Origin of the sequence: Serratia sp. SSNIH1 (assembly GCF_002935055.1) — a bacterium.
Lineage (GTDB): Bacteria > Pseudomonadota > Gammaproteobacteria > Enterobacterales > Enterobacteriaceae > Serratia > Serratia nevei.
In genome coordinates, this window is the sequence record NZ_CP026383.1 from 2182967 (window position 1) to 2205949 (window position 22983).

Annotated in this window: 24 protein-coding genes; 15 read left to right on the top strand and 9 right to left on the bottom strand. The window is 61.0% G+C overall.

Annotated elements, in window-relative coordinates; all coding sequences use genetic code 11:
- Positions 1–33 precede the first annotated feature (33 nt).
- Entirely contained in the window at positions 34–1461 is a 1428-nt protein-coding gene (locus C3F38_RS10515) for a cytosine permease (protein ID WP_100247389.1), read from the top strand.
- On the top strand, positions 1458–2270 hold the full coding sequence (locus C3F38_RS10520; protein WP_047728048.1) for a nitrilase-related carbon-nitrogen hydrolase: 813 nt from the start codon (positions 1458–1460) through the stop codon (positions 2268–2270). The genes C3F38_RS10515 and C3F38_RS10520 overlap by 4 nt, the downstream gene beginning before the upstream one ends.
- Before the next feature lie 63 nt (positions 2271–2333).
- Here the strand turns inward: C3F38_RS10520 and C3F38_RS10525 are convergent, their stop codons facing one another.
- Both C3F38_RS10525 and C3F38_RS10530 read right to left on the bottom strand, forming a co-directional pair.
- Positions 2334–3317 carry a magnesium and cobalt transport protein CorA gene (locus tag C3F38_RS10525; RefSeq protein WP_055312326.1) on the bottom strand — a complete coding sequence of 328 codons (984 nt, stop codon included), beginning with the start codon at positions 3315–3317 and terminating at the stop codon, positions 2334–2336.
- A gap of 11 nt (positions 3318–3328) precedes the next feature.
- Positions 3329–3748: a GNAT family N-acetyltransferase gene (locus C3F38_RS10530; RefSeq protein WP_055312327.1), complete on the bottom strand. Its 420-nt coding sequence runs from the start codon at positions 3746–3748 to the stop codon at positions 3329–3331.
- Between the two features lie 131 nt (positions 3749–3879).
- On the opposite strand from C3F38_RS10530, the gene C3F38_RS10535 reads away from it, so the two are divergent.
- Positions 3880–4980, top strand: a complete 1101-nt coding sequence (locus tag C3F38_RS10535) for a PQQ-dependent sugar dehydrogenase (protein WP_057523658.1) — start codon at positions 3880–3882, stop codon at positions 4978–4980.
- A 13-nt stretch (positions 4981–4993) separates the two neighbouring features.
- Here the strand turns inward: C3F38_RS10535 and C3F38_RS10540 are convergent, their stop codons facing one another.
- Positions 4994–5614, bottom strand: a complete 621-nt coding sequence (locus C3F38_RS10540; RefSeq protein ID WP_048233208.1) for a glutathione S-transferase family protein — start codon at positions 5612–5614, stop codon at positions 4994–4996.
- An 89-nt stretch (positions 5615–5703) separates the two neighbouring features.
- Positions 5704–6360: an HAD family phosphatase gene (locus tag C3F38_RS10545; RefSeq protein WP_004938759.1), complete on the bottom strand. Its 657-nt coding sequence runs from the start codon at positions 6358–6360 to the stop codon at positions 5704–5706.
- 107 nt (positions 6361–6467) lie between these two features.
- Here C3F38_RS10545 and C3F38_RS10550 point away from each other — a divergent pair, with 107 nt between their 5' ends.
- A complete protein-coding gene (locus C3F38_RS10550) occupies positions 6468–6704 on the top strand; it encodes a hypothetical protein (protein WP_071605323.1) in 237 nt (78 codons plus the stop codon).
- Positions 6649–7671: an isopenicillin N synthase family oxygenase gene (locus C3F38_RS10555; RefSeq protein WP_055317553.1), complete on the top strand. Its 1023-nt coding sequence runs from the start codon at positions 6649–6651 to the stop codon at positions 7669–7671. Before C3F38_RS10550 ends, C3F38_RS10555 begins: the two co-directional genes overlap by 56 nt.
- Positions 7672–7730: 59 nt before the next feature.
- On the opposite strand, the gene C3F38_RS10560 is transcribed toward C3F38_RS10555, so the two are convergent.
- Together C3F38_RS10560 and C3F38_RS10565 are read right to left on the bottom strand one after the other, a co-directional pair.
- Entirely contained in the window at positions 7731–8876 is a 1146-nt protein-coding gene (locus C3F38_RS10560; protein WP_055317545.1) for a PLP-dependent aspartate aminotransferase family protein, read from the bottom strand.
- Between the two features lie 12 nt (positions 8877–8888).
- Positions 8889–10256: a cystathionine beta-synthase gene (locus C3F38_RS10565; protein WP_047728028.1), complete on the bottom strand. Its 1368-nt coding sequence runs from the start codon at positions 10254–10256 to the stop codon at positions 8889–8891.
- 465 nt (positions 10257–10721) lie between these two features.
- Between C3F38_RS10565 and C3F38_RS10570 the strand changes: the two genes are divergently transcribed.
- Complete coding sequence (locus tag C3F38_RS10570; protein WP_038881127.1) at positions 10722–11927, top strand: serine hydrolase; 1206 nt, start codon at positions 10722–10724, stop codon at positions 11925–11927.
- A gap of 101 nt (positions 11928–12028) precedes the next feature.
- On the opposite strand, the gene C3F38_RS10575 is transcribed toward C3F38_RS10570, so the two are convergent.
- The 3 genes from C3F38_RS10575 to C3F38_RS10585 all read right to left on the bottom strand — a co-directional run bounded on the left by C3F38_RS10575 (position 12029) and on the right by C3F38_RS10585 (position 13919).
- Positions 12029–12520: a fimbrial protein gene (locus C3F38_RS10575; protein WP_233211709.1), complete on the bottom strand. Its 492-nt coding sequence runs from the start codon at positions 12518–12520 to the stop codon at positions 12029–12031.
- 19 nt (positions 12521–12539) lie between these two features.
- Positions 12540–13457 carry a fimbrial protein gene (locus C3F38_RS10580; protein ID WP_071934072.1) on the bottom strand — a complete coding sequence of 306 codons (918 nt, stop codon included), beginning with the start codon at positions 13455–13457 and terminating at the stop codon, positions 12540–12542.
- 141 nt (positions 13458–13598) lie between these two features.
- The gene (locus tag C3F38_RS10585) at positions 13599–13919 is read right to left on the bottom strand and encodes a hypothetical protein (protein ID WP_047728024.1); all 321 of its coding nucleotides are present in this window, start codon (positions 13917–13919) and stop codon (positions 13599–13601) included.
- Positions 13920–14582: 663 nt separating this feature from the next.
- Between C3F38_RS10585 and C3F38_RS10590 the strand changes: the two genes are divergently transcribed.
- The 9 genes from C3F38_RS10590 (at position 14583) to C3F38_RS10630 (ending at position 22955) form a co-directional block, all read left to right on the top strand.
- Entirely contained in the window at positions 14583–15104 is a 522-nt protein-coding gene (locus C3F38_RS10590; RefSeq protein ID WP_025302212.1) for a fimbrial protein, read from the top strand.
- Positions 15105–15182: 78 nt separating this feature from the next.
- A complete protein-coding gene (locus C3F38_RS10595) occupies positions 15183–15719 on the top strand; it encodes a fimbrial protein (RefSeq protein WP_047728021.1) in 537 nt (178 codons plus the stop codon).
- Between the two features lie 46 nt (positions 15720–15765).
- Positions 15766–18300: an outer membrane usher protein gene (locus C3F38_RS10600; protein WP_072271313.1), complete on the top strand. Its 2535-nt coding sequence runs from the start codon at positions 15766–15768 to the stop codon at positions 18298–18300.
- 81 nt (positions 18301–18381) lie between these two features.
- Positions 18382–19146 carry a fimbria/pilus periplasmic chaperone gene (locus tag C3F38_RS10605; protein ID WP_055317546.1) on the top strand — a complete coding sequence of 255 codons (765 nt, stop codon included), beginning with the start codon at positions 18382–18384 and terminating at the stop codon, positions 19144–19146.
- A gap of 71 nt (positions 19147–19217) precedes the next feature.
- A complete protein-coding gene (locus tag C3F38_RS10610) occupies positions 19218–19856 on the top strand; it encodes a fimbrial protein (RefSeq protein ID WP_055317547.1) in 639 nt (212 codons plus the stop codon).
- Positions 19857–19906: 50 nt separating this feature from the next.
- Positions 19907–20461 carry a fimbrial protein gene (locus tag C3F38_RS10615; RefSeq protein WP_055317548.1) on the top strand — a complete coding sequence of 185 codons (555 nt, stop codon included), beginning with the start codon at positions 19907–19909 and terminating at the stop codon, positions 20459–20461.
- 24 nt (positions 20462–20485) lie between these two features.
- Positions 20486–20908 carry a hypothetical protein gene (locus C3F38_RS10620; RefSeq protein ID WP_047728015.1) on the top strand — a complete coding sequence of 141 codons (423 nt, stop codon included), beginning with the start codon at positions 20486–20488 and terminating at the stop codon, positions 20906–20908.
- Positions 20905–22293, top strand: a complete 1389-nt coding sequence (locus C3F38_RS10625) for an FKBP-type peptidyl-prolyl cis-trans isomerase N-terminal domain-containing protein (protein ID WP_055317549.1) — start codon at positions 20905–20907, stop codon at positions 22291–22293. The genes C3F38_RS10620 and C3F38_RS10625 overlap by 4 nt, the downstream gene beginning before the upstream one ends.
- The gene (locus C3F38_RS10630; RefSeq protein ID WP_047728013.1) at positions 22290–22955 is read left to right on the top strand and encodes a helix-turn-helix transcriptional regulator; all 666 of its coding nucleotides are present in this window, start codon (positions 22290–22292) and stop codon (positions 22953–22955) included. Before C3F38_RS10625 ends, C3F38_RS10630 begins: the two co-directional genes overlap by 4 nt.
- Positions 22956–22983 lie beyond the last annotated feature (28 nt).

Sequence of the window (22983 nt, forward strand, 5' to 3'; positions counted from 1 at the left end):
ACGACGCGGCTAATGACCGCGATGAGGTGGGACATGAACAATCGCAATGTGGCGTCACGCCCAAAAATTGAAGTGCGCTCGATAGACTATGTGCCCCGTCACGAGCGGCATGGCAAGGTTTGGCATCAGGCGCCGTTTTGGTTCACCGGCAATTTCGTTTTGACGACGATGGTGGTCGGTTTCACCGGCCCGGCGTTGGGGTTGGGCGCGCTTTATTCGATGCTGGCCATTGCCGCCGGCGTAGGGTTCGGCACGTTCTTCATGGCGTGTCATGCCAACCAGGGGCCGCGCATGGGGCTGCCGCAGATGATCCAGTCGCGGGCCCAATTCGGCCTGCGTGGGGCCATCGTTCCCTTTGCCGCCGTGGTGTTTGTTTACATCGGCTTCAACGTGTTCAACGTTATTCTCGCGACCGATGCGATCAACACGGTGTTGCCGGGCCACCGTCTGCCCTGGTATGCGTTGCTGATCGCGGTGGCCGTGCTGTTGGCGATCGTCGGCCACGATATGCTGCATGCGGTGCAGCGCTGGCTGACCTATGTGATGATGGCGGTGTTCGGCGTGCTGACGATCGGCGCCGTGTTGTCGCTGCGGATGGACGCCGCCGTCGGCGCCGGGCATTTCTCGTGGGCGGCCTTTTTGATTCAGCTGTCGGCCGCCGCCGGCTACCAGATCAGCTACGCGGTGTACGTCTCCGACTATTCGCGCTATTTGCCGCAGGAAACGCCGTCTGCCAAGGTGATCTTTTGGACTTATCTGGGGGCGGCCGGATCGGCGCTTTGGCTGATGTCGCTGGGCGCATTTCTGGCTTCAGCCTTACCGGCCCCCGATGCGATCGGCAGCGTACAGGCAGTGGGTAATGCCGTCTATCCGGGGTTTGGCACGCTGGCCGTGCTGATCGCCGTGCCCTCGCTGGTCGGCATCATGGCGGTCAACTGTTATGGCGCAATGCTGACCAGCCTCAGCGCGATTGATGCGTTCCGTAAAGTGACGCCGACGTTGAGATTACGCATGTTCGGCATTGGCGTCGTCGCCATGACGGTGTTTGCGGTGGCGTTGGCTATCCCGGCAAGCTATCTCGCCAGCTTCAATACCTTCGTGCTGCTGATGCTGTATTTCCTGGTGCCCTGGACGGCGGTGAATCTGATGGACTTTTACGTGGTGCGCGGTGGGCATTACGCGATCGGTGAAATCTTCAGCCCGGCGGGGATCTACGGCCGCTGGGGGCGCTCCGGCCTGACGGCCTACGCGATCGGCCTGCTGGCGATGGTGCCGTTCATGACGTTGGGCTTTTACACCGGCCCCTTTGCTGTTTTACTGGGCGGCGCGGATATCGCTTTTCTGGTCGGCCTGCTGGTGGCCGGGAGCGTGTATGTCGTGATGTGCCGGAAGCTCGATCTTGAAGCCGAACGGCGGGTGGCGTTGTGCTGCGAGGGTTTATTGGAAGGAGAACGGGAGTGAAGGAAAAAATCAGCGTCGCATGCTGCCAGTTAGCGTTGCGGGTAGGGGAAGCGGAACATAACCGGGCGCTGTCCGCCCAGGCGATCCGCCGGGCGGCGCAGCACGGCGCCAACGTCATCGTGTTGCCGGAGCTGGTGAACAGCGGCTACGTGCTGCGCGATAAGGCGGAGGCGCGGGCGTTGGCCGAGGCCGAAGACGGGCCTAGCCTCAGCCTGTGGCGGGGCCTGGCGCGCGAGTTGGATGTGGCGATCGTCGCCGGTTTCTGCGAACGCCTGCTCGATGGCGAGGTGGCCAACAGCGCGGCATTGATCGATGCGCAGGGGGTGAGGGCGATTTATCGCAAAGCGCATCTGTGGCACGAAGAGAGCACTATTTTTACCGCCGGCGATCGGCCGCCGCCGGTCATCGAGACCCGCTTCGGCCGGTTGGCGGTGATGATCTGTTACGATCTCGAATTCCCTGAGTGGGTGCGGCTGCCGGCGCTGGCCGGCGCTCAGCTGCTGTGCGCGCCGGTCAACTGGCCGCTGGCGCCGCGCCCGCAGGGCGAACGGCCGGCGGAGATGGTGAAGGCGCAGGCCAACGCCTCCGTCAATCGGCTGTTCATCGCGGTGTGCGACCGTTGTGAAACGGAGCGCGGCGTTGCGTGGATCGGCGGCTCGGTGATCGTCGACGCCGACGGCTATCCGTTGACGCAGAGCCTGGCGGGCGAAGGCATGGTACTGGCATCGATGGATATCGGCGCAGCCGATGACAAGCACATCGGCCGCCACAATCACGTGCATCGCGATCGGCGGCCGATGCTGTATTGAAGCGGCGGGGCGGGCTGCTCCGCAGCGTTTTTTTGCCGGCGGGAACAGCCGCCGTTTTGGCGCTTACAGCCAGCCCGATTTTTTCAGCTTCTGATACAGGAAAATGCAGCCGACGGCGGTCACCCCCAGCGTGGCGTGATAGGCCCACGGGAATTTCAGCTCCGGCATGTCGGCGAAGTTCATGCCGTACAGGCTGAAGACCACCGTCGGAATGGCCAAAATCGCCCCCCAGCCCGCCAACCGTTTCACCACCTCGTTCTGCTTGACCGTCACCAGCGCCAGGTTGACGTGCATGGCGTTGGTCAGCATTTCACGCATGTCGTCGATATTGCTGACCACCTGATGCGCGTGATCCTGCACGTCGCGCACATAGGCGCGCAGCTCTTTTGGGATCACCTCTTCGTGCAGGCGGATCAGCTGGTTGCAGATTTCATCCATCGGCAGCGCGGCGTTGCGCAGCGCCAGCAGATGGCGGCGCAGGGTATAGACGTTCTCGATCGCCGCCTGATCGAACTCCGACTGGAACATGTTGGCTTCAATATTCTCGATGGTGCTCTCGAAGCGCGCCACCACGCTGCGGTAGTTGTCCACCACAAAGTCCAACACCGAATAGAGGGCAAAGCCCGGCCCGCGGCACATCTGCTTGCGGTTCTCTTCCGCCTTGGCGCGGATCGGCGCGTAGCTGGGCGAGGCGCCGTGGCGCACCGTCACCAGAAAGTTTTTGCCGACGAAGAAGTGGGTTTCACCGTATTCGATTTCGTCGTGCTCGCCCCACTGCGCGGTTTTGACCACGATGAACAGCGAATCGCCGTAGGTCTCCAGCTTCGGCCGCTGGTGCGCGCACAGCGCGTCTTCGATCGCCAGATCGTGCAGGCCGAACTCCTCCTGCACCTTGCGCATAAACGCCGGTTCCGGCTGCCGGAGCCCCAGCCAGACGAAGGTGTCCGGCTGTTTGACCACCTCGCTGATATCGTCGATGGTCACTTCGCCCAGCCGTTGGCCGGCTTTGTACGCCACACAGTTCACCACCATGCTTTTGCTGTCCATCCGTCCATCCATTAATCAGTCAGGGTTTTGGTGAGAAAATAACACTCATGTTCCACCGGATAATCTTTCAGCGTCATTTGCAGCTGATAGCCGAGTTTTTCGTAGAACGGCCGCGCCTGGAAGCTGAAGGTATCCAGGCGAGCGTAGCGGCAGCCGCGCGCCTGCGCCTCGCGTTCGGCGGCGCGCATCAACCGGCCGCCGAGGCCGCTGCCGCGTTGGGAGTCCGCCACCCACAGCCACTCGACGCTCAGCCAGTTGCCCCAGGTTTCGGCGGTCAGCCCGCCGATCACCGTGCCGGCCTCGTCGCGCGCATAGACGCTGAGCGGCTTGCGGTGGCTGGCGTCGATATGCGGCAGGTTGTAAGCGCGCAGGCCTTGCCTGATCGCATCGAGGGTGTGTTCGTCAATCGCGTCGGTAACGGTAATGTCCATGATTCCTCCTGGGTGATGCGTTAACTTAAGCACACTGCGGCCAAAAGGCAACCTGTTGAAATGTAATGCAAACGACCGCGCCCGCTGAGTGGGCTACACTAAACGGGTCATTTCACCCTCAGGAGGATGCCATGCCCCGATTGACTTTGCTGGCCGGTTTGCTGCTGTGCTGCGGCCTGCTGCACGCCGCGCCGACGGTCAGCCAACTGCAGGACGGCCTGGAACACCCGTGGTCGCTGGCCTTTTTGCCGGCGGAACAAGGTTTGCTTATCACCGAGCGGCCCGGCCGGCTGCGGCTGTGGCAGCAGGGCAAAGGCCTGTCGCCGCCGATCGCCGGCGTGCCGCAGGTATACGCCGAGGGGCAGGGTGGCCTGCTGGAGGTGTTGCCGGCCCCCGACTTCGCCGCCAGCCGCCGGGTGTACCTCAGCTTCGCCGAACCGGGCGAGGGCGGCAAAGCCGGCACGGCGGTCGGCTACGGCCGTTTGAGCGACGACGGCGCGCGGCTGGAAAACTTCAAGGTGATCTTCCGCCAGCTGCCCAAGCTGTCGGTCGGCAATCACTTCGGTGGCAAGCTGGCGTTCGACCGGCAGGGCTACCTGTTTATCGCGCTGGGCGAAAACAACCAGCGGCCGACGGCGCAGGAGACCGACAAGCTGCAGGGCAAGCTGGTGCGGCTGACCGCCGAAGGCGCGGTGCCGCCGGACAATCCCTGGGGCGGCCAGGCCGGCAAACGGCCGGAAGTTTGGTCCTACGGCCACCGCAATCCGCAAGGGCTGGCGATGAACCCGTGGAGCGGTGCGATCTGGGAACACGAGCACGGCCCGCGCGGCGGCGATGAGCTCAACATCCCGCAGCCGGGTAAAAACTACGGCTGGCCGCTGGCCACCTACGGCATCAATTATTCCGGCCAGCCGATCCCGGAGGCCCGGGGGGAACGGGTGCCCGGCACCGAACAGCCGCTGCACTATTGGCGGGTTTCGCCCGGCCTCAGCGGCATGGCGTTTTATGACGGGCAGCGCTTCCCCGCCTGGCGGCACTCGCTGTTCATCGGCGCGCTGGCGCAAAAGGAGCTGATTCGCCTGACGCTGGAAGGCGACAAGGTGGTGGCGGAGGAGCGGTTGCTGGGCGATCGCGGCGAGCGCATTCGCGAGGTACGCAGCGGGCCGGATGGCTACCTGTATCTGCTGACGGACGAGCGGGACGGCAAGCTGCTGAAAGTCGGGGCGTCGTAACGCCCCGCAGCGATCAGGTGAGTTCGCTCATCACGCCGCGCTGGTAGGCCGGGCGAGCGCGCAGCTGCTGATACCAGCGCTCCATGTTCGGCCGCGAGCGGCGGGCGATCGGCATCTCGAACCAGGCGTAGGCGAAGCTGCCGAGCGGAATATCGCCGAAGCCGAACGCGTCGCCGGAGAGGTAAGGCTGATGCGCCAGCGCCTGTTCAATGACGTCGAAGTGTTTTTCCAGCGTGGCGATCGCCGCTTCGATTTTCGCCATGTCGCGCAGCTCTGGCGCGGTGCGGATCAGGCCCCAAAAGACGATGGTGAAGGCCGGAACGATGGTCGAGGTGGTCCAGTCCATCCATTTCTCGGCGGCGGCGCGCGCCTGCAGATCTTGCGGATAGAACGTCGCATCGCCGAATTTCGCCGCCAGGTAGCGCACGATGGTGTTGGACTCCCACAGCACGAAGTCATCGTCCTGCAGCAACGGCACCAGGCCGTTCGGGTTCAGCGCGCGGTAACTCTCTTCGTTAACCTTGCCGAACGCGCCGCCGGCGTTGATGTGGGTATAGCTCAGTCCCAGTTCGGCGGCGCACCACAGCACCTTCCTGACGTTGTTCGAATTCTCACGACCCCAAATGGTCAGCATGGGATAACTCCGTTAGCGGATTAAAGAGCCTTAATACCTACGCCACAATGCGCTTTTTGTCACACCGCAGGGCACTTTTTGCCTGCCGCTCAGCGCTCCCAGCGGCACACTTCCCAGCCGTGCTCCGCCGCCAGCGCGCTCAACTCGCTGTCGGGGTTGATCACCGTAGCGCTGTCGACGAATTGCAGCATCGCCTTATCGTTGAGGGAGTCGCTGTAGCCGTGGCTGTGTTCGAATTTCAGGTGCGGATGCTGCGCCAGCCAGTGTTGCAGGCGGATCACCTTGCCCTGTTGGTAGGTCATGGTGCCGTAGGTGTTGCCGGTGAAGCGGCCGTCGCTGATTTCCACGCCGATCGCCAGCGCATCGTCGGCGCCGAGCTGTTCGGCGATCGGCGCCACCAGGTGCTCGCCGGTGGCGGAGATCACCAGGATGCAGTCGCCGCGCTCGCGGTGCCACTGCAGGCGTTCACGGGCGGCGGGGTAGACGCGCGGCAGGATATCGCGGCGAATGTAGCGTTGCACCCAGCCGGCCACGGTTTGCACGCTCAGGCCGGTCAGCGGCGCCAGCGTGGCCTGCATGTAGTCCTCCATCGACAGCTTGCCCTGATAATAGAGCTGCATCAGCTGCTGCTCCTGCAGTTCCAGCTCCGCCGGCGCGAAGCCCTGGCCGACCAGCCAGCGGATCCACAGGCTGGCGCTGTCATCGTCAATCAGGGTTTCATCCAGGTCGAATAAGGCTAAATCCATCAGTATTTCTCCGGCAGGCAGGGTATGAGGTCGTTTACAGGATAGCGGATAGCGCCCATCGCCAGCCAGCGGCGTCGGCGAAATTGCGCAGAGCATAAGAAACATTGATGACGGTTTTGCGACAGTTTGTTGAACGTTTGCATAACTTAGAACGCAACAATATTGGCCGCCCCGGCGAGCGCGGTGATAACTATGAGGCAAACGCAGCCACCCGCCGGGGAGAGACAATGTTGATTATTCGCCTGTACGGCAGCCCGATCGCGATCGGGGAAGAAGAGGAACCGCATGATGACGCACCTGACGACGCTGAAGACGCTGCCGCTGCTGGATCTTTCGCAGCTTGACGGCGATGCGCGCCGGCGGCGCGCCTTTCTTGACGATTTGCGCGCGGCGGCCCGCGACGTCGGTTTTTTCTATCTGCGCGGGCACGGCGTGGACAGTGCGCTGAATGCGCGGCTGCAGCAGGGCGCGCGGCAATTTTTCGCGCTGCCGGAGGCCGACAAATTGGCGGTGCAGATGGTGCATTCGCCGCACTTTCGCGGTTACAACCGGGCGGCGGCGGAGCTGACGCGTGGCCAGCCGGACTGGCGCGAGCAGTTCGATATCGGCGCCGAACGCCCGGCGCTGACGCTGTCTGACGACACCCCGCGCTGGGCGCGCCTGCAGGGGCCAAACCAGTGGCCGGCGGCGCTGCCGACGCTGAAACCGCTGCTGCTGCAGTGGCAACAGGCGATGACCGCCATGTCGCTGCGGCTGCTGCGCGCTTTCGCTTTGGCGCTGTCGCTGCCGGAGCAGGCTTTCGATCGCTTGTACGGCGAGAAGCCCAACGAACACATCAAACTGATTCGCTACCCGGGGCGGGACGCTACCGGCAGCGCGCAGGGCGTCGGCGCGCACAAGGACTCCGGCTTTCTCAGCTTCCTGCTGCAGGACGAGCAAAAAGGGCTGCAGGTGGAGGTGAGCGAAGGGCGGTGGATTGACGCCCAGCCGCGTGAAGACACCTTCGTGGTGAACATCGGCGAGCTGCTGGAACTGGCGACCAATGGCTACCTGCGCGCCACGGTGCACCGGGTGGAAACGCCGCCGGCGGGGCGCGACAGGCTGTCGATCGCCTTCTTCCTCGGCGCGCGCTTGGACGCGGTGGTGCCGTTGTATCAACTGCCGCCGCCGCTGACGGCGCAGGCGCGCGGCCCGGCCAGCGATCCGCTCAACCCGCTGCTGCGCGACGTGGGGTATAACTACCTGAAAGGCCGCATCCGTTCCCACCCCGATGTGGCACAGCGCTTTTATCGGGACGTCATCGGCGTCTGAACATCAGGCACAAAAAAGCCCGGCGCGCCGGCCGGGCTGATGGCGATTGATTCGGGCGATTATTCCGCCAGCGCCTGCTGCAGATCGGCGATCAGATCTTCCACATCCTCAATCCCCACCGACAGGCGCACCAGCTGCGGCGTGATGCCGGTTGCCAGGCGCTGTTCCAGCGGAATGGAGGCGTGCGTCATGCTGAACGGCTGGCTGATCAGGCTTTCCACGCCGCCCAGGCTTTCCGCCAGGGTGAACAGGTGCGAGCGCTGGATGACCCGGCGCGCATAGGCGTCGTCGCCTTTCAACCGCACCGAGATCATGCCGCCGAAGCGCGTCATCTGGCGCGCCGCCAGTTCATGCTGCGGGTGGCTCTGCAGGCCGGGATAGTAGACGTTTTCCACCTGTGGCTGGCTTTCCAGCCACTGGGCGATGCGCAGCGCGCTGTCGCTGTGGCGCTGCATGCGCAGGGCCAGGGTGCGGATGCCGCGCAGCGTCAGGAAGCTGCTGAACGGATCGAGAATGCCGCCGACCGCGTTTTGCAGGAAACCGAGCTGCTCCGCCAGCGCCGGGTTATCCCCCACCGCCGCGACGCCGGCCACCACGTCGGAGTGGCCGTTGAGGTATTTGGTGGCGGAGTGCACCACCACGTCAAAGCCCAGATCCAGCGGACGCTGCAGATACGGCGAAGCGAAGGTATTGTCCGCCACGCTGATAAGCTGATGCTTTTTGGCGATCGCGGCGATGGCGCTCAGATCCGCCAGTTTCAGCAAGGGGTTGGTCGGGGTTTCCACCCAGATCATTTTGGTATCCGACTCGATCGCCTGTTCCAGCCCGGCGAGATCCGCCGGTGACACGTAGGTGACGCGCAGGCCGGCGGTGCGGCTGCGCACCTTTTCCAGCAGGCGATAGGTGCCGCCGTACAGGTCGTCCACCGCGATCAGGTGGCTGTCCTTATCGAGCAGCTCCAGCACCGTGGAACAGGCCGCCAGGCCGGAGGCGAAGGCGTAGCCGCGGCTGCCGCCTTCCAGTTCGGCGATGGCGCTTTCCAGCGCGGTGCGCGTTGGGTTGGCGCTGCGGGAGTATTCGTAGCCGGTATGCTCGCCCGGCGCCGGTTGGGCGTAGGTGGAGGTGGCGTAAATTGCCGGCATCACGGCGCCGGTGGCATCCGGGGTGTAACCGGCGTGAACGGTCAACGTATCAAACTTGGCCATAATGGGTCCTTATTAACGTAATTTTTGGCGCCAGGCGTTAAGCACGTCTGTGCGGGTAATCAGGCCGAGGAAGCGCTCGCCGTCGAGCACCACCGCGACGTGGCCATGGTTGAAGGTGGCCTGCAATTCTTCGTAGCCGGCTTCTTTTTGCAGCGTATGGACCCGCTTGGTCATTGCGCTACTGGCCGGCAGGCTGAAGTGGGCGGCGTCGGCCTGGACGGCGTTCAGCAGATCCCACTCATCGATCAGGCCGACCACCCGATCGCCTTCCAGCACCGGCAGCTGCGAGATGTCGTACAGCCGCATGCGGGCGTGCACGATCGCCAGCGTGTCGTCCGGCGCGGCAGAAACGGCCGCACCTTCGTCGTGGCGGTAGGCGATCAGATCGCGCAGATCGCCGTGCTGCGGTTTGCTCAGGAGACCCTGTTCCAGCATCCAGTGATCGTTATACATTTTAGACAGGTATTTGTTGCCGCTATCGCAGACAAAGGTCACTACCCGCTTGGGTTCGGTCTGTGCGCGGCAGTAACGCAGTGCGGCGGCCAGCAGGGTGCCGGTGGACGAGCCCGCCAGCACGCCTTCCTTGCGCAGTAGATCGCGCGCGGTGGTGAAGGCTTCTGCGTCGCCGATGCGGTAAGCGTTGCGGACCTGGTCAAAGTCGCTGAGCGGCGGGACGAAGTCTTCGCCGATGCCTTCCACCAGCCAGCTGCCCGCTTCGCCGATGTGGCCGTTATCGAGATAGTCCGCCAGGATAGAGCCGGCAGGGTCGGCCAGCACGAATTCGGTCTGCGGCGAAACGTCGGCGAAGTAGCGGCTCAGCCCGCCCAGCGTGCCGCCGGAGCCGACGCCAACCACGATAGCGTCCACCTCATGCTCCATCTGCCGCCACAGTTCGGGGGCGGTGGTGGTGGTATGGGCCGCCGGGTTGGCCGGGTTGTTGAACTGATCGATATAAAAGGCGCCGGGGATCTCCCCGGCCAGGCGTTGGGCGTAATCCTGATAGTAAGCCGGATGCCCCTTGCCGACGTCCGAGCGGGTCAACAGCACTTCCACGCCCAGCGCGCGCAGGTGGAAGATCTTCTCGCGGCTCATCTTGTCCGGCACCACCAGCAGCAGCTTATAGCCTTTCAGCGCCGCCACCAGCGCCAGTCCCAGGCCGGTATTGCCGGCGGTGGCTTCGATGATGGTGCCGCCCGGCTGCAGCTTGCCGTCGCGCTCGGCCTGTTCGATCATCGACAGCGCCACGCGGTCTTTGATCGAACCGCCGGGGTTTTGATTCTCCAGCTTGACGAACAGCCGGCACGGGCCGGTATCGAACTGGGTCAGTTCCAGCATCGGGGTATTGCCAATCATCTCGATGACGGAATGGGGGATCGCCATGACTTATCTCCAGGATTATTCGGTATAAAAGTCGTTATATGGATGATAGCGCTGATGATAAGCGCTTTAAAAAGAACAAATAACGGCTCTATATGCCATTATGGAATATATTAATCTTTTTAGACGTATAGATGCGCAGATGTTTAGCGGTGCAGATGCTTGGCCGTGTAGCCGTGGGTGGATGCAAAAATGCGCGTCGCGATGCTTTTTTGAACGATAAGCGGGGGCCTGCGTACAGTTATGTAAAAATGCTGAAAATTCACGCTAAACCCTGCAAAAATAAGATAAATCACATAAACTCACAGCATGGGCATTTTCGGTGCGTTGTGTTACCCGCTATGGGCGCCGCAGGGGGTTGCGGCCGGCACGCGCGCACCGGGCCACTCTCGCTGGTTGGCTTAAAACGTGAACATGTTTGAAAGTTAACGCTATTTCAATGGTTTGAATGGACACTCTGGCGACGTCATGATGAAAAAAAACTTATCCACTTCCCTGAAAAAACTGACCTTCAGCGTAGGCATCCTGTTGCTGGCCGCCCCGGCCGTGCACGCGGCCGAGCCGCCGGCGCCGCCGCAGGTAGACGCCAAGGCCTACATTCTGATGGATTACAACAGCGGCAAGGTGCTGACCGAAGGCAATGCCGACACCCGTCTCGATCCCGCCAGCCTGACCAAGATCATGTCCAGCTACGTAATCGGCCAGGCGATCAAGGCCGGCAAGATCAAGCCGGAAGACCTGGTCACCGTCGGCAAAGACGCCTGGGCGCCCGGTAACCCGGCGCTGCGCGGTTCTTCGCTGATGTTCATCAAGCCGGGCGATCAGGTGCCGGTGCTGGAGCTGAATAAGGGCATCGTGATCCAGTCGGGTAACGACGCCAGCATCGCGCTGGCGGACTACGTGGCGGGCAGCCAGGATTCGTTCGTCGGCCTGATGAACAACTACGCCAAATCCCTGGGCCTGCAGAATACCCACTTCCTGACGGTGCACGGTCTGGATGCGGAAGGGCAGTACAGCACGGCGCGCGACATGGCGCTGCTGAGCCAGGCGCTGATCCGCGACGTGCCGGACGAATACGCGCTGCATAAAGAAAAAGAGTTCACCTTTAACAAGATCCGCCAGATTAACCGCAACCGCCTGCTGTGGAGCAGCAACCTGAACGTCGACGGCATCAAGACCGGTTACACCAGCGGCGCCGGCCATAACCTGGTGGCGTCGGCCACCGACGGCCCGATGCGTCTGATCTCGGTAGTGCTGGGCGCGCCGAGCGATCGCGTGCGCTTCAGCGAAAGCGAAAAGCTGCTGACCTGGGGCTTCCGCTTCTATGAAACCGCGACGCCGATCAAGGCCGATAAGCCGTTCGTCACCCAGAAAGTGTGGTTCGGCGACGTCAGCGAAGTGCCGCTCGGCGTGGCGAAAGACGCCTCGGTCACCATTCCGAAAGGGCAGATGAAAAACCTGAAGGCCAGCTACAAGCTGACCCAGCCGACGCTGGAAGCGCCGCTGGCGAAAAACCAGGTGGTCGGCACTATCGATTTCCAGCTGGACGGCAAGACCATCGAACAGCACCCGCTGGTGGTGATGCAAGAGGTGAAAGAGGGCAACTTCTTCAGCCGCATCTGGGATATGGTGATGATGAAGCTGAGCCAGTGGTTTGGCGGGATCTTCGGCTAAATACCCTGATGTGAGGAGCGCGCCCCGGGCGCAAGATTCTCGACCAAGCCGCAACGGAGACGTTGCGGCTTTTTTTTCGCGAGTTTCTGGGATGCGGGTGTTTAAAAGTAGTCCACCAGCATGGTGGCGCCGCTGGTGAAATCGCCTTCCGCCAGGGTGATGGCGCTGTTTTTCACCGGCACCGCATCAAGCGTCGGCGGATTGGCGTAATCGATGTTCAGCGGGGTATTGATGGCGAAGGCCTTACCGTTGGCCAACAGCTTGATGCCCAATCCATTGACGCTGCTGGTTAACACGCTGCCGTCGAAGGCCGCCGCGCCGCCCATGATCTTCATTTTCAGCTGGCGGCTGTTATCCAGAAACTCGCATTTGATGCTGTAATCGATGCGTTGCATATAGCGATTGCCGTCGATGCGCTTGATGCCGACCTTGCCGAAGTCGATATCGATGGTGCGCCCGTCATTGATCACGCAAGGCGGAGGCGCCACCACGGTGGCGGTGATGTTGACCTTGGTGCCCTGGTCGGCGGCCTGGGCGGCGGCGCTGATCAGGCTCAGCGACCACAGCAGAGCGCAGCGCGTTTTTTTCGTCATGTTCATTCTGGCTCCCGTTTCAAGGTGCGCTGAAGATCAGCGTGGCCGAGCCTGACAGCGGGCCGGTAGCGATGCTGGTGTAAGGCACATTGTTCTTCACCGGCACAAAGGTTACGGTGTCGTTGCCCAGCCCGTTGACGATGCGCGTTCTGAAGGCATTGTTGGGCTTTACCACTGTGCCGTTGTACACCATGGCCACGCCGACGTTAGGGTTGCTGGTCTTGATAAAATCGCTGGAGAAGCCACTGGCGTCGCTGACCATGCGGATCAGAATATCCTGCGTCGCGCTCTGGTCGTCGCATTGGTAGCTGAGCGCCTTGTCCTGTTTGATTTGGGCGTCGCTGGCGCTTTGAGTCAGAAAGTCCTGGCGGATCTGACCAAAGTCGACATTAATTTGCTGGCCGTTGTTGATGGTGCAACTGGTGGTGACGAAGTAGGCGTCGTTGTCGGCGATCAGGCGCCAGCGATAAACGCCGCACTGCGGGCAACCCGGCTGATCGTTGGTCTGAATAAAGTTGATTTGGCCGATGACGTCGCCCTTGTTCACCTTGATGTCCGGCGTTGGGAAACGGTTCAACACGATATAGACCCGGATGGCGACCGACTGGGTCTGTAACCCGGTAAGGCTGAGTACGCTGATACCTGATGGCACCGGAGAGTTGTAATCGCTGCCGTTGATGGTGGCACCGCTGCCGATGGTGCCAAAAATCGCACTGTTCATCGACAGTGCCGGGCTGTCGGTTTTGAGATAGTCATACCAGCTCGCGACGTCATTTTTACAGGTGACCTGGCTGACGTTGACGATTTCGTTTTTGCCATAAGAAAGCTGTGGCCCGATGCGTACCCGGACGTCAACCGGCGTGGTCGAGCCCCCGGGTGGAATCAGTCCGCCATCGGATGTGCGGCAGGTAAATGCGTTGGCATTGCCAAGCAGCATGAAGAAAGATAATGCCAGGCAGCAACGTAAAAATAGCAGGGCTGTTTTTCTCACGATAATATCCCAATATATATAAATAGTGTGCGGCATTACTCCGCAATGAAATATCGCCAATCAGGCCGGTTGGCCATATTTATTCCGTTAAAGGGGAGTGAGGGCATCTCTGTTGGGGATGCCGTCGTTATCACCGTTCAGCAACGCGGTGGGATACCACCTCAACGAGTTATTGATAGAGCCGTCCGTCACAATCACTTTTTGCCGGGCGACAAGATCCAACAACAGCCGCCGAGCCCGGTAAACACCGACGTTGACGGCATTGGCCAGTTGCCGTGTCGATAGCCATTGCTGCGGCGGCGGCAGACCGGCGACGGGGCACTTGCGGGGTGACTGCGCAAATAATGTTTGCAGCAGATCGTGCTGCAATTGCCGTATTTCCTTTTGTTTCGGAGATAACGCTTCCATAGCACTTCCTCTGTATTCCGATTGCTGTATTCCTAAGAAAAAACAAACTTTCGCTGCCTACCAACAACGAGGTAAAACGCGAACAAAGAAAAATCCTATCTATTTATCAGGATTGAAAAAAAGGCGTTGCCCGCCCCGTTTTTACCTATACCAAGGCTGGGGGGCGTCACGCTGAAACCTAAAATTTTGGTTTATTATATTCACAAAGCGCCACTTTGCGATCTGATTACTTGGGAATCCCAGAAAAACAGGATATTGCTCTATAAAAGCATCTTTTACGATCTATGAGCCTAAAAATAACAGTAAATTAACTTCAATTAGGAAATAAATTGCGAATGTTCGCCTTGATCAAAAAAAACCTTTTTTTGCTTGGAGGCATTTGCCAGAATATTCATCGCCGGACAAGAAGGGCGGATTAGAAAGTATTGGTCTCTGCTTGTTGTGATTTCGTTTATTTTTATATGACGAATTCATTAATGGGTGGGCCGCTGCGAACTTGCCGTAATCGACATGTTTATTGTCGGTGCCTTTGGGTTTTGGCAGTTAACCAACCAGCAAGATGCTAAAGAATCAGGGCTGCGCATATATAAGCGCGAGCGGGTTTCCTGTTGCTCTTTTTCTTGATTGGAATATGCATTTTTTCTTATAAGGAATATAGGTTCTATGAAACTTAACAAAATCATGATGGCTGCAGTGATTGCATTTGGCGCAAGTTCTTTTGCACAGGCAGCCGATCAGGGACACGGTAAGGTCACCTTCACGGGCTCTATTATTGATGCGCCATGCTCTATTGCACCCGAGTCGATCGATCAGACCGTAGATCTGGGCCAGGTTTCCAACGTGGCGTTGAAAAACGGCGGCAAATCCAACCCGCGTCCGTTTGAAATCAAACTGGAGCAGTGTGATATCACCACGCTGAAAACCGTTAAAACCACCTTCAGCGGCGTAGCGTCGTCCACCGACAAGGATCTGTTGGGTATCGCGGGTACCGCCAGCGGCGCCGGCGTAGCCATCTCTTACAATGGTCAGCCGATCAAACTGGGTGAAGCGACTACCGCGCAGACCCTGAACACCGGCAACAACACCCTGCATTTCGCTGCCTACCTGCAGGGTGAAGGCGCTTCCGCCGCCATCGTTCCGGGCGATTTCACTGCCGTAGCCGATTTCACCCTAGCTTATCAGTAAGTGAGTCCGAAGGCTTAATCAACCAGGCATGGGGTTCGCCGCATGCCTGGTGAATCTCCCTGTCAAAGGAATGTCGCGATGTTTTTACCAAGGAATCGAGCGGGTGCCGTTCTTTTGGCGTCGTTGGCGTTTGCGCCCGGCTATGCAACTTCCGCCGCGCAGGGGTGGGGCAAAGTCAACATGCACGGCGCCATTATCGACACCGCCTGCGCCATTGCCGCCGGCAGCCGCGATCAGACGATCGATATGGACACTATTCCTCTCGGACAGATCATTCGTGACGGCCAGGGGATGACCAAACCTTTCAGTATCGAATTGGTCAATTGCATTTTGGAACGGCCGGAAAACAAGCCTGACTGGAAATTCTTTCAGGTCACGTTTGATGGTTATGCGGAAGGCGCTCTGTTTGGCGTACAGGGCGATGCGCGCGGCGTTGCTTTGGAGATAAAAGACAGCAGCGGCACGGCGGTTATTCCAGGGAAACCTTTGCCGATGGAGGGAATAATACCGGGAAACCGAGTGCTGAATTATTCCATGACGTTGATGCCGAATCACCAGCCGTTGAAGGTGGGAGCGTATTTTTCCACAGTGCGTTTTAAGCTGGATTATTTTTGATTTTTTCTCGTACTGACGGTTAATTCGTTATTGAAAGGACTTTATTATGCTTTCACCGGCAGGGAAGTTATTTCGTCTTCAGGCCTTGGGGCTTTGCGTTGCCCTTTCTCTGGGAAATCCAATCGCGTTGGTCTATGCCGCCGACGTGATTCAATTCAATACCGACGTATTGGACATCAACGATCGTAAAAATATCGATCTGAGCCAATTTACGCGCAGCGGCTACATCATGCCGGGCGTTTATACCATGGTGGTGCACGTCAATAAGAACGATCTGCCGGAACAGCCGGTGACGTTTATGGCGCCCGAGAACGATCCAAAAGGCAGCGAAGCCTGTCTTTCGCCGGAATTGGTTAACCAACTGGGGCTGAAAGAAAAACTGTTAAGCACGCTGAATTGGACGCACGGCGGCCGTTGCCTTGACGCTTCCAGTCTGGCGGGGATGGAAGCCCGCGGCGATCTTGCCAGCTCCTCACTGTATCTCAACATTCCTCAGGCCTATCTGGAATACAGCTCGGAAAACTGGGACCCGCCTTCGCGCTGGGATGACGGTATTCCTGGGCTGCTGTTTGACTATAACGTCAACGCCCAAACGCAAAAGCATCAGAAAGGCGGCAGCAGTTACAGCCTGAGCGGCAACGGCACCGGCGGCGCCAACCTGGGCGCCTGGCGTCTGCGCGCCGACTGGCAGGCCAACCTCAACCATCAGACCGGTTCTTCTCAGCCTACCGATAAACAGTTCGACTGGAGCCGCTATTACGCCTACCGGGCGATCCCGGCGCTGCGTTCGCGGCTGACGATGGGTGAGGATTACCTGAACTCCGACATTTTCGACAGCCTGCGCTTTACCGGCGTCAGTCTGCGATCCGACGACAGCATGTTGCCGCCCAACCTGCGCGGCTATGCGCCGGAAGTGACCGGCGTGGCGAAAACCAACGCCAAGGTGGTGGTCAGCCAGCAGGGGCGCGTGCTGTATGAAACGCAGGTAGCGGCGGGGCCGTTCCGCATTCAGGACATCAATGATGCAGTTTCCGGCGAGCTGGACGTGCGTGTCGAAGAGCAAGACGGCAGCGTGCAGGAGTTCAAGATGAACACCGCCAACATTCCTTATCTGACGCGGCCGGGTACGGTGCGTTACAAGCTGGCGACGGGCAAACCGTCGGAGTGGGGGCACCATCTGCGCGGGCCGATGTTCGGCACCGGCGAGTTCTCCTGGGGGATCAGCAACGGCTGGTCGTTGTACGGCGGGGGCATCGCCGGCGGCGATTACAACGCGCTGTCGCTGGGGATCGGGCGCGATCTGATGGCGCTGGGTGCGCTGTCGTTCGATGCCACGCAGTCGCGTGCGCGTTTGCCGCAGGATGGCACGCTGACCGGCGGTTCGTACCGGCTGAGCTATTCGAAGAACTTCGATGAATACGACAGCCAGGTCACCTTCGCCGGTTACCGCTTCTCCCAGGAAGATTTCATGAGCATGGGGGACTACCTGGATGCGCGTTACGAAGGGGGGCGCAGCGGCAAGAGCAAAGAGATGTACACCATCACCTTCAACAAGCAGTTCCGCGAACTGGGGCTGAGCACCTATCTCAACTACAGCCACCAAACCTACTGGGATCGGGCGCCGAACGATCGTTACAACCTGATGGTATCGCGCTACTTCGACATCGGCGATTTCAAGAACGTCAGCGTGTCGCTGTCGGCCTATCGCAACCGTTACAACGAGCGCAACGACGACGGGATGTATCTGTCGCTGTCGCTGCCCTGGGGCAGTGCAGGCACGCTCAGTTACAACATGACGCTCGATCGCGAGGAGAACGCTCACCGGGTCGGGTACTACAACCGGGTCGATGAACACAACAACTATCAGATCAGCGCCGGCGCCGCACGCAGCGGAGCGACGGCCAGCGGTTATTACAGCCATCAGGGCGACATGGCGCAGATCAACGCCAACGCCAGCTACCAGGCCGGCCGCTACAGCGCCGTCGGCATCGGCGCGCAGGGCGGCCTGACGATGGCGGCGGAAGGGGCGGTGCTGCACCGCGTCAACACGCCGGGCGGGACGCGCTTGCTGCTCGATACCGAAGGCGTCGCCGGTGTGCCGGTACGTGGCTACGGCAGTACGGTGCTGACCAACCGTTACGGCAAGGCGGTGGTGGCGGATGTAAATAGCTACTACCGCAACAAGGCCAGCATCGATCTCAACAGCCTGAGCGACAACGTCGAGGCGACGCGTTCCGTGGTGCAGGCCACGTTGACCGAGGGGGCCATCGGCTACCGCAAGTTTGAAGTGATTGCCGGCGAGAAGGCGATGGCGATCGTCAAGCTGGCGGACGGCAGCGAGCCGCCGTTCGGTGCCACGGTGCTGAATGCCCGTAAACAGGAGACCGGCATCATCAATGACGGCGGCAGCGTTTACCTGTCCGGCCTTAACCCCGGTGAGCGCATGAGCGTGCACTGGAACGGCGCGGCGCAGTGTGAAATCCAGTTGCCGTCGCCGCTGCCGGCCGAAATGTTGATGAACACGTTGCTGCTGCCTTGCCGTCCTCTTGCCGGCAGCAAGCCGGCGGCTGACGCCAACTGACATACACCCGGCGGAGCCCGCTCCGCCGCTAAACCGCCGGGGCGGGCTCGTCCGCTTCCGGCCGACTGGAACCGTGAAGACATGATGAATCTGACTATGACCAGAAAGACCGTTTTCCTTGTGGGCCCGCTCGCTGCCGCGTTGACGATTGGCGCGGTCAGCCTGCCCGCTCATGCGGCTATCGCGCTGGATCGCACGCGCGTGATTTTCGACGGCGACCTGAAAACGGTCAGTCTCAACATCAGTAACCAGAACAAACAGTTGCCGTATCTGGCGCAGGGATGGATCGAAGACGATCGCGGCAACAAGATCCAAAGCCCTTTCACCGTGCTGCCGCCGGTGCAGCGGGTGGAGCCGGGCAAACCGAGTCAGGTGAAGATCCAGTCGCTGCCGGCGGCGCGTCAGCTGCCGCAGGACAGGGAGACGCTGTATTACTTCAACCTGCGCGAGATCCCGCCGCGCAGCAATAAGCCGAACACGCTGCAGATAGCGCTGCAGACGCGCATCAAAATGTTTTATCGCCCGGCGGCGCTCGCCCCGAAAAAGAACGCCGCACCGTGGCAGGAGCAGTTGACGCTGACCCGGCAGGGCGACAAGTACGTGGTGAACAACCCGACCCCGTATTACGTGACGATCGTTGAGGCGAGCGCCGGCAAGGACGGAAAAGGGGCGGCGGGCTTTGAACCGCTGATGGTGGCGCCGAAGGCCAGTGCCCCGCTGAACGTCTCCGCCGTGAGCCTCGGCAACGGCCCGTCGCTGGCATACATCAACGATTACGGTGGGCGGCCGCAGTTGAACTTCCGCTGCGCCGGCAATGCCTGCCAGGTCGTGCCGGTCGCCAAATGACGAGCCGCGCGCCAGCAGGGAAGACAGAGTGAACACAGCGGAGTGAACGAATCATGCAACGAAAGATCCCCATGCTGTTGGGAAAGGCCTATGAACGTCATCAGCGACGCACTATCGGCCTGACGGTGTTGGCCGCGCTGATGGTACCGCTGACGGCAGGCACGATGCTGATGCTGATGCCGTCGGCCCGCGCGGTGGACAACTGGGACGTGGAGGGCGCGAACGGTACGCTCCACGTCTACGGCGCGTTGACGGAAAGCGCCTGCAGTCTGGAAATGACCACCGCTCGTCAGGAAGTATGGCTGGGCGAGACGGGAACGGCGCACTTCCAGCGTCCGGGCGATCGCGGCACGCCGGTGGCGTTCGAGCTGACGCTGAAAGATTGCCTGCGGGCGCCGGCGAGCAACCGCGACGCCTGGACCGGAGTTCTGGCCTGGAGCGGCAGTCAGCCCGCAGTGTCCGTGGCGTTTGCCGCGCCTGCGGATGGCAATGCGCCGAGTTTGGTCAGGGTGGCCGGCGTCACCGGCTTGGGGCTGCAGTTGGCGGATGCCAGCGGCCTGCCGGTGCGCCTCGGCGCGCGTAACAAACCGATCTTGCTGACGCCGGGGCAAAACACCCTAACGTATACGGTGACGCCGGTGCGAACCCCGGCGACGCTGAGTGCCGGCGCCTACCGTGCGGCGATCGATTTCCGCCTTTATTACGACTAATACGCCGCTTGCGCCGGACCGGCGCAAGCCTAATCAAAGGGAGTGGCGTTATGCGCGCGACAAAGACGAACCGGCGCCGGAGCGCGCTGTTGGGGGCAGGCATGGTCATGGCGGCCGGCATGATGGCGCCGCCGGTGGCTGCGGCGGAAAACATGCGCTTCCACGGTACGCTGGTGGCAGAGCCGTGCGTCATTCAGCCGGGAGATGAGGATATCCAACTGGATTTCGGCACCATCGTCGACAAATACCTGTATCTGAACACCCGCACCCATAGCCAAACCTTCGCGTTGCACCTGACCGAGTGCGATCTCAGCTTGGGCAATACGGTGGCCATCACGTTTACCGGCACCGAGAACGCTAAGCTGCCCGGCCTGTTGGCGCTGGATGCCGGCAGCCTGGCCTCGGGGATCGGCATCGGGCTGGAGGACAGCACCGGCAAGGCGCTGCCGCTCAATCGCGCCAGCGATAAATTCCGCCTGAATGCCGGCAACACCACGCTCACGCTGCAGGCCTATGTGCAGGGGGAGCCGGAGGCCATCCAAACGAAGTCCATCGGCCGCGGCACCTTCAGCGCGGTGGCCACTTTTACGTTGGAATACGAATAAGCGTCTACAAGGACAAAAAACGCAATGATGATAAAGCCCCTCAATCGCGCTCTGCGCATGGGCCTGCTGTGCCTGTTGGCGTTGAGCGCCGCCGCCTGTCAAAACCAAAAGTCGGGCAAACCGGCCGTGAACACCAAAAATCAGGCTGTGCAAGCGCCGTCAGAAGAGGCTTTGCGCAAGCAGCGTGAGGCCGAGCAACTGCAGCAGTGCCAGCAGCAACTGGGTGCATTGCGCACGATCGACGAGAAACAGTATCAGCGCTATAAACAGGCCTTCGACAGCCTGATGAGCGGCGCTTCGCAGTACGCCAACCTGCGCGCGCGGGTAAACGGCGACACGCAGGAGACGGTGGATGCGCTGTATCGCTACAAGGTCAACTATCTGTGCGCCGGGGTGAATCAGGCGGTGTTGACCGGCTTGGCAGATCGCGGGGAGCAGATTAAATGAGGCTGCGGCTGCTGGGCTGTGCGGCTCTGCTGTTCACCGGCGTCGCGCAGGCGGACGACGGCGTGCCGGCGCTGCTGCAGTTTGCCGAGCAGTATCAACGGCAGAACACCGGGCCGGCGAGCGAAAACGCGGCGCCCGCCGACCGCGGGGCGGGGCAAAAAAAGCGTGAGCCGGCAAAGCGTCCACCGGACACCCACCAGCCGGCTTCACCGGCCAAAGCTTTTACGCTGAGCCAGGAATTATTGGCGCGTGACCAACAGCTGGCGCGCCAGCGAATGGAACTGACGGTGTTGCGCCAGGAAATTGCCGCGCTGCGGGCGGAGAAAGCGACGCCACCCGTCGCGACGTTGCCCGATTCGTCAACGCTGCAGCAGTGGATCGCCGGGCTGGGCGCCGCCTGGCGCGGCTCGCCCGATGCGCAGCGCGCCGAGGCGCTGCTGCGGCAGGCGATGCAGGAAACCGCCAAAACCAAAGCGACGGCGATGCAGGCCGAACGGCGCGTCACCGAGCTGGAGTCCGCTGCGCAGGCATCGGCACAGACGCTTGCACAACGCCAGCGCGAGCACCAGGAGGAACTGCACGCTCTGCGTACCGCGCTGGAGGCGAGTGAGCAGAAGCGGGCCGATGAGCAGAAAGTGACCCAGCAGACGCGCGAAGCGCTGTTGGCGCTGCATAAGCGGCTGCAATGGGAGGTGACGCCGGAGCAGTTGAAGGATGAACGCAAGCGTTTGTCCTATGCGGCGGGCAGTGCGCTGGGGCGGGATATTCAGGGGGTAGTGACGGAGCGTCAAAGCTGGGGCGTACCGGTGGACCGCGACAGCCTGTTGGCGGGCGTCATCGATAGCGTGTCGGGGCGTTTGCAGCTGCCGGCGGATGAACTGAATAAGCTGACGGCGCAGGCGGATGCCGCCGCCATGGCCGCGCGTGAGAAACGCGTTAACGAACAGCAGCGGCATGATGAAGATTATCTGGCGCAGTTCAGTCAACAAAAGGGCGTAAAACAATCGGCGATGGGCTTTTGGTATCGGGTGGATTACGCCGGTGAGGGCGCGCTGGCGCCAACGGCGGTGGTCGATGTGGTCGTGAAGGAGAAATTGACCGACGGCACGGTGATCCAGGATATGGAACTGAGCGGCAAGGTGCTGTCGCAACCGCTGTCCGAGTATCCGCCGCTGTTCAGGGAGGCGATAAGCCATCTGCACAACCACGGTTCGCTGACGATGGTCGTGCCGCCGGCGCTGGCCTACGGCGAAACCGGCTACCCGCCGAAAGTGCCACCTAACGCCACCATGATTTATGAATTACGCATCGACAACAGTCAGGCTCCGGCAAAGGGGGCCCAGGCGGTTAAACGGGAAGCCGGAACGGCGGGAGGGCAGGGATGAACACCATGATAAAAATCGCGCTATTTGATGAAAACCGTTACTTCAGCGCCGGTTGGCAGGAGGCCCTGGCGCTGCATTTCAGCACTTACGGCAAGCGTACGCTGTTACTGGATGCGCAGCAGGTTCATGAAGCCGATCTGGTGTTCTGCTATTTTCCTCCCGGCGTGCAAAGCTGCTTTTGTCACTTCTTTGAGGCGCAGACCGCAGGGCGCAAAACGCTGTATTTCTCGTTGCGAACGCCGGAGGGGCGGCATAAACGCACCGTCGGCACCCGCTGCTCGCTGGAGGCCGGCGTCATCTACCACGATACGCCGCTGGTATCGGCATTGTATCAGGTGAGCGCCGAACTGGAGCGGCGCGGCAAATGGCCGGGCAGGCCGGGTTGTGGCATGAACTGCGTATGCCAGCACCGAGGCCTGACGCTGCGCGAACAGGAGATCATGCGCTGCATGACGCGGGAGATGGGGGTGACGCAAATTGCGCGGATGCTGGACATCAGCGTGAAAACCGTCAGCAATCACAAAATGAGCGTTATGCGCAAGATGGGATTCCGGCGTAATGCCGAACTTTACGGTTGGCTGCGGCACAGCGCCCGTCCCGGCGCCGTGGGGGCTCGAGCCGGCATTCAGCCGGGCGTTGCGGCAGGGAAAGAGCGGCATTGAAACGGCGCCGGCCAGATCGGAACGGCCG